This is a genomic window from Kitasatospora sp. NPDC057518 (assembly GCF_042802075.1).
Classification (GTDB): domain Bacteria; phylum Actinomycetota; class Actinomycetes; order Streptomycetales; family Streptomycetaceae; genus Kitasatospora.
This window is the reverse complement of record NZ_JBHVEU010000380.1, coordinates 1-8,700: the sequence shown is the minus strand read 5'-3', so window position 1 is coordinate 8,700 and position 8,700 is coordinate 1. Positions and strand designations below refer to the sequence as shown.

The 8,700-nt window shown below is 71.8% G+C and carries 14 protein-coding genes; 10 read left to right on the top strand and 4 right to left on the bottom strand.

Translation table 11 applies throughout. The annotated features are described in order from the left end of the window. Window positions 1-38: 38 nt before the first annotated feature. The 4 genes from ACFU7Z_RS30245 to ACFU7Z_RS30230 all read right to left on the bottom strand — a co-directional run bounded on the left by ACFU7Z_RS30245 (window position 39) and on the right by ACFU7Z_RS30230 (window position 4,359). The gene (locus ACFU7Z_RS30245) at window positions 39-1,700 is read right to left on the bottom strand and encodes a long-chain fatty acid--CoA ligase (RefSeq protein WP_380780978.1); all 1,662 of its coding nucleotides are present in this window, start codon (window positions 1,698-1,700) and stop codon (window positions 39-41) included. Between the two features lie 153 nt (window positions 1,701-1,853). Next, a complete protein-coding gene (locus ACFU7Z_RS30240; protein WP_380780976.1) occupies window positions 1,854-3,473 on the bottom strand; it encodes a recombinase family protein in 1,620 nt (539 codons plus the stop codon). Then, complete coding sequence (locus tag ACFU7Z_RS30235) at window positions 3,470-3,880, bottom strand: hypothetical protein (protein ID WP_380780974.1); 411 nt, start codon at window positions 3,878-3,880, stop codon at window positions 3,470-3,472. Before ACFU7Z_RS30235 ends, ACFU7Z_RS30240 begins: the two co-directional genes overlap by 4 nt. A 26-nt stretch (window positions 3,881-3,906) precedes the next feature. Next, entirely contained in the window at window positions 3,907-4,359 is a 453-nt protein-coding gene (locus ACFU7Z_RS30230) for a helix-turn-helix domain-containing protein (RefSeq protein WP_380780972.1), read from the bottom strand. A gap of 242 nt (window positions 4,360-4,601) precedes the next feature. Between ACFU7Z_RS30230 and ACFU7Z_RS30225 the strand changes: the two genes are divergently transcribed. The 10 genes from ACFU7Z_RS30225 to ACFU7Z_RS30180 all read left to right on the top strand — a co-directional run bounded on the left by ACFU7Z_RS30225 (window position 4,602) and on the right by ACFU7Z_RS30180 (window position 8,666). Further along, window positions 4,602-4,811 carry a helix-turn-helix domain-containing protein gene (locus tag ACFU7Z_RS30225; protein ID WP_380780970.1) on the top strand — a complete coding sequence of 70 codons (210 nt, stop codon included), beginning with the start codon at window positions 4,602-4,604 and terminating at the stop codon, window positions 4,809-4,811. Then, complete coding sequence (locus ACFU7Z_RS30220; protein ID WP_380780966.1) at window positions 4,808-5,020, top strand: hypothetical protein; 213 nt, start codon at window positions 4,808-4,810, stop codon at window positions 5,018-5,020. Before ACFU7Z_RS30225 ends, ACFU7Z_RS30220 begins: the two co-directional genes overlap by 4 nt. Window positions 5,021-5,032: 12 nt before the next feature. Further along, window positions 5,033-5,503 carry a hypothetical protein gene (locus ACFU7Z_RS30215; RefSeq protein WP_380780964.1) on the top strand — a complete coding sequence of 157 codons (471 nt, stop codon included), beginning with the start codon at window positions 5,033-5,035 and terminating at the stop codon, window positions 5,501-5,503. After that, window positions 5,500-5,667 carry a hypothetical protein gene (locus ACFU7Z_RS30210; RefSeq protein ID WP_380780962.1) on the top strand — a complete coding sequence of 56 codons (168 nt, stop codon included), beginning with the start codon at window positions 5,500-5,502 and terminating at the stop codon, window positions 5,665-5,667. Before ACFU7Z_RS30215 ends, ACFU7Z_RS30210 begins: the two co-directional genes overlap by 4 nt. Continuing rightward, on the top strand, window positions 5,664-5,846 hold the full coding sequence (locus ACFU7Z_RS30205; protein ID WP_380780960.1) for a hypothetical protein: 183 nt from the start codon (window positions 5,664-5,666) through the stop codon (window positions 5,844-5,846). The genes ACFU7Z_RS30210 and ACFU7Z_RS30205 overlap by 4 nt, the downstream gene beginning before the upstream one ends. 211 nt (window positions 5,847-6,057) lie before the next feature. Then, complete coding sequence (locus ACFU7Z_RS30200) at window positions 6,058-6,822, top strand: helix-turn-helix domain-containing protein (RefSeq protein ID WP_380780958.1); 765 nt, start codon at window positions 6,058-6,060, stop codon at window positions 6,820-6,822. Next, a complete protein-coding gene (locus ACFU7Z_RS30195; protein ID WP_380780956.1) occupies window positions 6,819-7,499 on the top strand; it encodes a hypothetical protein in 681 nt (226 codons plus the stop codon). Before ACFU7Z_RS30200 ends, ACFU7Z_RS30195 begins: the two co-directional genes overlap by 4 nt. After that, window positions 7,496-7,921, top strand: coding sequence for a hypothetical protein (locus ACFU7Z_RS30190; RefSeq protein WP_380780954.1), 426 nt, complete (start codon window positions 7,496-7,498; stop codon window positions 7,919-7,921). The genes ACFU7Z_RS30195 and ACFU7Z_RS30190 overlap by 4 nt, the downstream gene beginning before the upstream one ends. A gap of 77 nt (window positions 7,922-7,998) precedes the next feature. Beyond that, window positions 7,999-8,214, top strand: coding sequence for a hypothetical protein (locus ACFU7Z_RS30185; protein WP_380780952.1), 216 nt, complete (start codon window positions 7,999-8,001; stop codon window positions 8,212-8,214). Beyond that, entirely contained in the window at window positions 8,211-8,666 is a 456-nt protein-coding gene (locus ACFU7Z_RS30180) for a hypothetical protein (protein WP_380780950.1), read from the top strand. The genes ACFU7Z_RS30185 and ACFU7Z_RS30180 overlap by 4 nt, the downstream gene beginning before the upstream one ends. Window positions 8,667-8,700 lie beyond the last annotated feature (34 nt).

Here is an 8,700-nt window from a genome sequence, read left to right as displayed (position 1 = left end):
GTCCCCGTTCGTACGGGGGCGGCCGGCCCTTCGCGCGGTCACTCCTTGCCGAGCACCGTGACGTCCAGCTCCTCGGCCGCGTAGCTGGCCCGGATCACCTTCTTGTCGAACTTGCCGACCGAGGTCTTCGGCACCGACTCCACGATCGACCAGCGCTCCGGCAGCTGCCAGGAGGCGATCCGCTCGCCCAGGAAGGCCCGCAGCTCCTTCAGCCCCGCGGTCGCGCCCGGGCGCAGCACCACGGTGGCCAGCGGGCGCTCGCCCCACTTCTCGTCCGGGACGGCGACCACGGCGGCCTCGGCCACGTCGGGGTGGGCCATCAGGGCGTTCTCCAGCTCGACCGAGGAGATCCACTCGCCGCCGGACTTGATGACGTCCTTGGCCCGGTCGGTGAGGGTCAGGTAACCGTCGGCGGTGATGGTGCCGACGTCGCCGGTGCGCAGCCAGCCGTCCTCGGAGAACTTGTCGTCCGGGCGGACCGGGTCCTGGCCGGCGCCGCCGTAGTACGCCCCGGCGATCCACGGGCCGCGCACCTCCAGCTCGCCCGCCGAGACGCCGTCGTGCGGCATCCGCTCGCCGCCCGGGCCGATCAGCCGGGCCTCGACGGAGGCCGGGAAGATGCCCTGGGTGATCCGGTACGGCCACTCCTGCTCGGGGGTGAGGCCGCCCGGCGGCTGGGCGAAGGAGCCGAGCGGGGAGGTCTCGGTCATGCCCCAGGCGTGCAGCACCCGGATGCCGTGGCGCTCCTCGTAGGCCTTCATCAGGGAGGGCGGACAGGCGCTGCCACCGATGACCACCATGCGCAGGCTGGAGGTGTCGTAGTCGCCGGCGTCGAGCTCGCTCAGCAGGCCGGCCCAGATGGTGGGGACGGCGGCGCTGACGGTCGGGCGGACGGCCGCGATCATCTCGGCCATCGGCTTGGGCTGGAGGAAACGATCCGGCATGAGCAGGTTGGCGCCGGACATGAAGGCCGCGTGCGGGATGCCCCAGGCCTGGACGTGGAACATCGGGACCACCGGCAGCGCGGTGTCGCTCGGGGTGAAGGCGAAGTTGTCGCCGGTGTTGACCTGGAGGCAGTGCAGGTAGACCGAGCGGTGGCTGTAGAGCACGCCCTTCGGGTCCCCGGTGGTGCCGGAGGTGTAGCAGAGGACGGCGGCCTGCCGCTCGTCGATGTCGCGCTGCCACGGGTACTCGGTGGGCCGGCCGGCGATCAGCTCCTCGTAGTCGTGCACGCCGCCCGCGAAGCCGGCCAGCACAGAGCGGTCGCCGGGGCCGCTGACCACGATGTGCCTGAGGGTCGGCGCGAGGTCCGGCAGGACGGCGGCGAGCAGCGGCAGGACGCTGCCGTTGACGATGATCACGCGGTCGGCGGCGTGGTTGACGATGAACGACAGCTGCTGGGACGGCAGCCGCAGGTTCAGCGTGTGCAGCACGGAGCCCGCCGAGGGGACGGCGAGGTACGCCTCCAGGTGCTCGGCGTTGTTCCACATCAACGTCCCCAAAACACTTCCCTCGGTGCACCCGAGCTCGTCGCGCAGGGCCCAGGCGAGCTGGGCGGCGCGGGCACCGACCTCGGCGTACGTGCGGGTCACCGGGCCCGTACCGTCCCAAGTGGTCACGGTCGACCGGCCGTGGATCGTGGACCCGTGCTCCAGGATTCGGGCGACAGTGAGCGGGACATCTTGCATCGTGCTGAACACGGGTCCTCCTTGACCGGGCCGGGTGGAAGCGCCGCAGTACTCATCGGTAGCTACGGGTGCTTCGGCCTGATTCTTGCGTCATGGTGTCCCGATGTCAGCACTCTGGCCACGGATGAGACCAGTAACTCAGTGCGAGTCTTGCTAACTCTCTGACTATGCGGCGAGTCCGTGCGCGCTGGCCGTCGCCTTCTTGGCCCACGGGTCCGGCATCCAGATCGGGTGAATCTCGACCGCTGTCGCCCCGGCCGCATCCTTGGTGATTACGACCCGGCGGATGAGGTTTCGGATGATCGCGTTTCGCTCGGCGACGAGCAGCGTTTCCCACTCGGCGACGAGACCGACGACGAGCGGGCGGAAGTCGCTGAACTTGGGCTGCTCGACGACGACCGCGGTTTGGGTCAGCTGGGCGGCTATGCCGTCTCGCTCCTTGCGCAGCTTCTCGTGCGCCTTCTCGTAGACGTCCTCCTCGTAGTTCTCCGGGTTCATGCTCTTGTCAACGGCAAGCCGCGTCAGTGCGTCGGTGAGCTTCTTGTGATCCTTCTTGAGCTGGGCGCGCTGCTGCTCAATGCGCTTGCGTTCAGCCTCACCATCCCGCGTGCGCTGCAACTCGACAGCCGGCACCCTGTCAATGCTTTGCGCGTGCTTTTCGAGGAAGTCGACCACTACGCCTTCAACCTCCGTTCGGTGCATGTAGACACCAGGGCAGGCGAGTTCACCGCTCTTGGCGCGGGAGCCACAGCGGTACGCGAAGCCTTGGAAGATTGTGCACCTCTTCTGCTTGGCGTTGAGCGTGGCACCCTTGCGACACAGACCGCACTTCATGGTCCCGGTGAGCATGTAGCAGCCGTTCCTCGACCGGGGAGCGGTGTCCTTGACCAGCTGGCGCCGGTCGACGTACTGCTGCCAGATCTCGGGTCCGATCAGTTCGTCGTGCGCACCCTCCGCGAAACGGTAGTTCTTGCAACTTCCGTTCGTCTTACGGCCGTTGCACTTGCACGCGGGGTCATGCAGGCGCAGCAGGCCGGCGGCGAATCCGGAGTCCATGTACCGGCTGAGCGTCTCGGGTGTCCAGAGGGTTCCCCGAGTTGTCCTGTGCCCAAGTCCGTTGAGCTGTACGGCTAGTTTGGTGAATCCGGCCTGTCCGGAGTTGTAGGTCAGGTAAAGGTCGACGACGACCGGCCCGATTGTCTCGTCTGGTTCGTACCTCTCTTGCTGCAGTTGCTGGGTGGTGGTGTTGTACCGGCGGTGCCAGATGTAGCCGAACCGGTCGCGGCCGGTGGCGGGGAGGCCGGCGGCGCGGCGAAGAGCGTGTGTCTCGCTCCACTGCTCGCCGGCGCGGTCGCTCTCGTAGGCCGAGAATTCGAAGATGATTCCGCGGTAGAGGCGGCCGATTGCGGTTCGGGCGTCGATGGGCTCGGTGGCGGAGACGAGTTCCCCGCCCGAGTTCTCAACTCGCTTGAGATTTACAGCGACGCCGTCCCGGGTGCGTCCAAACCGGCTGAACTTCCAGACTGCGATGCCCTTGGCGTCCCCGCGCTCGATGGCCTCGATGCCTTGCATGATCTTGCGCTTGAAGTTGCGGCCGGTCATGTCGAGGTCGGTGATCCACCGAACGATGCGCTTGCGGTTGCGGCGGGCCCAATCCAAGATTGCTGCCTGCTGGATCTCGGGGCTGATCTTCTCTTCTTTCCACGTCGAAACGCGGATGTAGCCGATGTACGGTTCGAGGTCGGACTCGATGAAGGTTTCTGCGGCTATCAGCGGCGTTGTCAATTCGCCGCCCTCCCTCCCTTGTTGGCGCCGCGGGTCGGTTGTGCATCTGCGGCCCGCGGCTTCAGGTACACGACGTTCGGCGCTGCCGGCTCGTGGGAGCGCGGCCGGGGGTCCGGGGGGCCGGGGTGCGCGAGGAGTCCCTCCGCCATGTGCTGGAGCGCCATTCGGTAGCCGTCCATGTAGATGGCGGAGCGCTCGTCCTCTTTCAGGTGTGACGCGCGTGCCTGCTGCGTGACGATCACTGCGGGCAGGCTCGCGATGATCACCGCGAGCCCCGTCCACGCGATGTCCCGCTGCTCTCCGGGCAGGAACAGGGCTATCCCGACCAGGATCATGCCCGCCGCCTCGACGGCGACCGCTGCGATTGCCCCTGGCATCCAGTGCCTGCGCTGGAACACGTGGAACACGTCCTCTTCCCCCCTGGACTTGCTGCCTATGGCTCCATGCGGCGCACCTCCCTGTCGTTGGTGCGGCGCTGGGCCTCCTGCTTTTGCATGGTTTCGACCATCGAGACGAACAGTGCGACGGCTGTCGGGCTCTCGATGCCGAGTTGGTGTGCTGCCTGCTGTGGTGAGATCGCGTTGTCCGTGGGCTGTGGGTCCACAGCTTTGGCGATCTCGTCTTGCGCTACGACGCCCGCGCGTACGAGTAGCTCGGTCAGGGTCACGCGCAGGGCGGGAGCGATCTTGGCCAAGAGGCTTGCGTCGGGCGTGCCTCGGCCGTTCAGCAGCCTTGTTACTGATGAGGCAGAGATACCGGTGTCGGCAGCGAAGCGGCTGCGGCCGCCGCCTCGGGTGCTGAGGTCGTAGCCGGCAGCCTGGAGTCGACTGTTGAGCCACATGGCGAACTCAGACCCGGCCGCACCTCGGGGGTCGGGGGTTTGCATGCGTGAAATCTACCGCGCTCGGCAGGTACGCGGCGAACCGATGGCGTGATTTCGCGTGTGAAAAGTTGCTGATCACGGGGTGTGCGATCCATCTGTGCAGCTTAAACGGTTCGAGCGAACGTGTGAACGATTAATCACGGTGGGCCGCCGGCGGCTGAAATTTCCTTCCGCACGAGGCAGGAGAGTGTTAGCTTTCACATGCGGTAGATGATCTACCGCATGTGGCAGATAGGGGGCTGGCCATGTCCTACCAGCACGAACGGCTCGTCTGCGCGGCCAGGGCTGCAGGCGACCGCACCGACTCAGACATCGCAGAGCGGTTGAAGGTTGCACCAGTGACGGCATGGCGCCTGAGGACCGGCCGAACCACCCCTGCCGGACGCACGCTCGCCGCCATCGAGCGCGCATACGGGCTGACCCCGGCCGACCTACTCTCCAGCGAGGCCGCATGAACGGCGAAACGGTCACCCAAACGCAGGCCTACGCCGCCGCCCGGCTCGTCCTCGACGCCGCGCGACTCCGGCGCGACTCCATGCCGATCCGCGCCGCCGCCGAAGCCGCCGCCACGTCGGAGCGGTCCGCCGACGAGGTCGAGCTGATCCTGCGCCGCTTGCACGCCCGGGGCCGCGCGCAGCAGCGGCCGGCACGGCTCGCAGCCTGAAAGGGGGCGCTCATGATCCGCGCTGATCTGCACCCCGACGGGTACACCGTTCGCCTCGACATCACGGACGGCGCCGAGCGTCTGCTCGACCGGGTCGCGCTCGCCTACGCGGCCGACGAGCAGCTCGTCGGTGCGTTGCTGCGCGAGCTCGCCGCGGCCGCCGGCCACCACCGCGCCCGGAGGTCCGATCCGCGCGGCGACGACGTCGCCCTCGACTGGTCGGGGGCCGCGCTGGACTCCGCCCGCGCTCGTACCCGGGCCGGGGTGCGCGGCGCGCTGCTGCGCTGGGCCCACCGGCCCCGCCGCGGTGGGGCGCTGCTGCGTCGCCGGGCCGCGCTCGTCGACGAGTTGCCCGCGCCCAACGGCCTGCTCGCCGCCGACCTGTCCTACCGGGCGGCGGCCGAGCTCAGCCGGCAGCTGCAGCAGCTCGCCGAGCGCACGGTCGCCGGGCGGCACCTACTCGAACTGGAGTCCGGTTCATGACCGGGCGGTGGTGGCTGGCTGCTGCCAGCAGCGCGCCGGACGTCGACCAGGTGCGCGGCCTGTGGCGCGCGGCGCGGGCGGCGGGCGAGCCGCGCTGGTACCTCGATCTGATCGCGCGCATCGGCCGGCAGACCGCCGCCGGGCCGTCGAGGGACGGCTCGTGAGCCGCCGGCGGCCGGCCGTCGAGGGACGGGTCGAGCGTCCGGTGCAGCTCGCCCTCGACGGCAGCGCGCAGCCGTACCCAACCACCCCGCCGCCGGTGCGCCGGCGGCGGCGCCGGCCGGTGGTCGAGGACGTCGTCGCCCCGGTGCCCGGGCAGCTCGACGCGCTCGACTCCGCGTGAGCCCGTTCTGCGGTGCCGGCCCGGGCCCGTGCGGCAGACCGGCCCGCCCCTACCCCTGCGGGCCGCGGTGCGCCGCCCACTCCCCCGCCGCCGTCTCCGGCCGCCCCAATCCCCCATCTACGCCCAACACCCAAGGGAGGGAACCCCGTTGAGTCATCTTGCCCGTGAGTGGGTGTGGGAGTGCTCGGACACCCGCGGCACGGCCCGCCTGGTGCTGCTCGCCCTGGCCGAGCGCGCCGGTACCGCCTGCGTGGCGTTCGGGTCGACCAGGACTTTGGCCGTGCGCGCCAACGCCAGCGAACGCGCGGTGAGCGATGCGATCAAGGCCGCGATCCGGTTGGGCGAGCTTGAGCTCGTCGAGGGCCGGCGCGGCCCCTACGGCGCGCGCGTCTACCGCCTCCCGAAGGCCGTCGGCTGGACGCCCGGCACGGCCGTCGAGGGGGATGAAGAATCCTCCGCCCCCGCCGATGGGGGGTGCGAGAACTGCACCCCCGACGGGGCAGATTCTTCCGGGGAGGGGTGCAGTTCCTGCGGGGCCGCCCCCGAAGAATCTGCCCCCCAGAACCAGAGGGAACGAGAAGTAACGGGAGGGAACCAGAAGAGGGGCGCGCGCCCGCGCGCGGGCTCTGCCTCTGCGGGTGGTCCTGTCGCGGTCCCTCTGCCTGCCGCCTGGCAGCCCGACGACGAGCTGCTCGGCTGGGCCGCGGTCGCGGGACACCTGCAGCGCCTCGGGCCCGACGGCCTCGACCACGCCACCCTGAAGTGGCGGGCCCACAGGGCGACTGCGCCCGCACGGACCCCCGCCCAGTGGCGCGCCGACTGGCAGCAGTGGATCGGCCGGGAACGCCCGACGGGCCGCCCACAGCTGCGGGCCGTGCCCGGAGACGCCTCCCGCCCCTCACCGCCGGCCAACCGGAACGCCGCGCTGCTGCAGGCCGCGCTCGACGACCTGCAGGCCCGAGGGGGTGCCCGATGACCCCCGAAGAGGTGGCCGCACTGCTGGCCTATGCCGGCGAGCTCGACCCCCGCACCGCCAACACCGACGCCGAGGAAGCCGCGGCGCAGCTTCGGCGGTGGTGCGAGCTGCTGCAGGACGTGCCGGCCGTCGCGGTCGAGGGGTGGGACGCCGCCGCGGTGGTCCGTCGACACATCGCGTCGTCGCCGTGGCCGATCATCGCGGCGGACGTCGCCCGGCCGTGGGCCGCGCACCGCCGGGCCCTGCTCGCCCGACACACCGACCCCCGCCCGGCCGTCGACCCCGACGACGACCGCGCCTACCGGGCCACGATCCGGGCGCAGCGGGCCGCGGTCGCCACCGGGCAGGCCGCCCCGAACAGCTCACGGCAGCTGACCGGCCCGCCAGCCGCTTCCGTGGCCGCCCGGCTCGGCCGGGCGTTGCCCGCGGCCGCGGCGGAGCAGCTCGCCGCTTTCCGGCCGGTGCGGGCGGCGCGGGAGGCCGCGGCCGCCGCCGGGCGCCCGGATGCACTGGCCGTCGCCTGCGACTGGTGTCACACGCCGGCCGGTGAGCCGTGCCGGCGGCGCACCCTCGCGCCTGGCGCGCAGGCCGGCACCTGGACCCGGCGCCGCACCGTCCACCCGACCCGCGACAAGGCCGCCGCCGCGGCCGCCCACCGTCAGGAGAGTGCCGCGTGACGTCCCGCCACCGCCGCAACACCCCGCGCCACCCGATCCCGGCCGCCGCCTACCGGCTCACCGCCACGTGGCCGGGCCGGCCGCAGCCGACCCGGTTCGAGTCCTCCGATCACCGCCAGTTCCGGCGGGTGGCACGCGAGCTCGCCGCGACCGGCGCCCTGGTGGTCCGCGAGGAACACCTCGGGCGCGGCCTGTGGCGCCTGCTCGACCCGATCGACGGCCCGGCCCTGCTGCAGGCGCAGCACGAGGCCGCGCTCGCCGCCCGCCCCGCCGCGGCCGAGCGGCGCGCCGAGGAGCGGCGCGAGGAGCAGCGGGCCGTCGAGCTCGCCGCCGTCGAGGCCGTCATGGTGCAGCCTCCGATCCCGCGGTCCGGCGGCCGCCCGAAGGCCCGAACTGTCGCTCGCCGTAGGGGAATTCGGTGAATCCGCCGTCGCGACCGGTCGATGCGCCCCCCATGCGCGCGGGCCGTCCCGCCGTCCCTTCCGAAAGGTCACAGCCCGTGTCCCTGCCCTCCCGCTACCTCGTGCACGAGACCCGCGCCGAGCGGGCCCTGCCCGTCCCCGTGTCCCTGCCCGTGGTCGCCGAGCTGCTCGACACGGTGCGCGCCGAGCTTCGCGCCGTCGGCCGTCCCGCGGCGGACGCCGAACTGTCCCTCGATCCCGTCGAGGGCCGGCTCGTCATCGCCTACGTGCTCGACCCGCGGGACATCCCATGAGCGCGGCCGCCGTCGACCGGGCGGACGTCGAGCAGCTGCTGCACCTGGTCGAGCGTGCCGAGCGCGGCGCCCTGCTGCCCGGCGAGGCCGCCCTGCTGCGCGAGGGCATCGGCGACCTCGCCCGCGGCTGGGAGTGGTGCGCCGAGTGGAGCCGTCGGCACCTGCGGCTGCGCCGCACCGCCCGGCAGCGCCTGCTCGCCCTACGCCGGGCACTGGCCCGGGCGCAGCGCGGCCGGCTCGTCGAGGCCGAGCTCGCCCTGCTGCGCGAGCGCCTCGACGCCGCGCAGCCCGCCGTCGAGCAGGCCGCCTACGAGGAGTCGCTCGCCGCCGAGCTGCTCGACGGGTGGGCACTGGCCCGTGGCCGCGCCGCCGTCGAGCTCGCCGCGGCCGGCCTACGACCCGCGCCCGATCCCTGCTCCCCCGCTGCGCCCGCCGACCGGCCGGCCACCTAGACCGGGCCCGGGCGCCCCCGTACCACCGGAGAGG

Bases quoted from the DNA above. Each gene is read 5' to 3' on its own strand.
- ACFU7Z_RS30230 (WP_380780972.1), bottom strand. From the start codon at position 4,359: ATGCAAACCCCCGACCCCCGAGGTGCGGCCGGGTCTGAGTTCGCCATG.
- ACFU7Z_RS30225 (WP_380780970.1), top strand. From the start codon at position 4,602: ATGTCCTACCAGCACGAACGGCTCGTCTGCGCGGCCAGGGCTGCAGGC.
- ACFU7Z_RS30220 (WP_380780966.1), top strand. From the start codon at position 4,808: ATGAACGGCGAAACGGTCACCCAAACGCAGGCCTACGCCGCCGCCCGG.
- ACFU7Z_RS30215 (WP_380780964.1), top strand. From the start codon at position 5,033: ATGATCCGCGCTGATCTGCACCCCGACGGGTACACCGTTCGCCTCGAC.
- ACFU7Z_RS30210 (WP_380780962.1), top strand. From the start codon at position 5,500: ATGACCGGGCGGTGGTGGCTGGCTGCTGCCAGCAGCGCGCCGGACGTC.
- ACFU7Z_RS30195 (WP_380780956.1), top strand. From the start codon at position 6,819: ATGACCCCCGAAGAGGTGGCCGCACTGCTGGCCTATGCCGGCGAGCTC.
- ACFU7Z_RS30180 (WP_380780950.1), top strand. From the start codon at position 8,211: ATGAGCGCGGCCGCCGTCGACCGGGCGGACGTCGAGCAGCTGCTGCAC.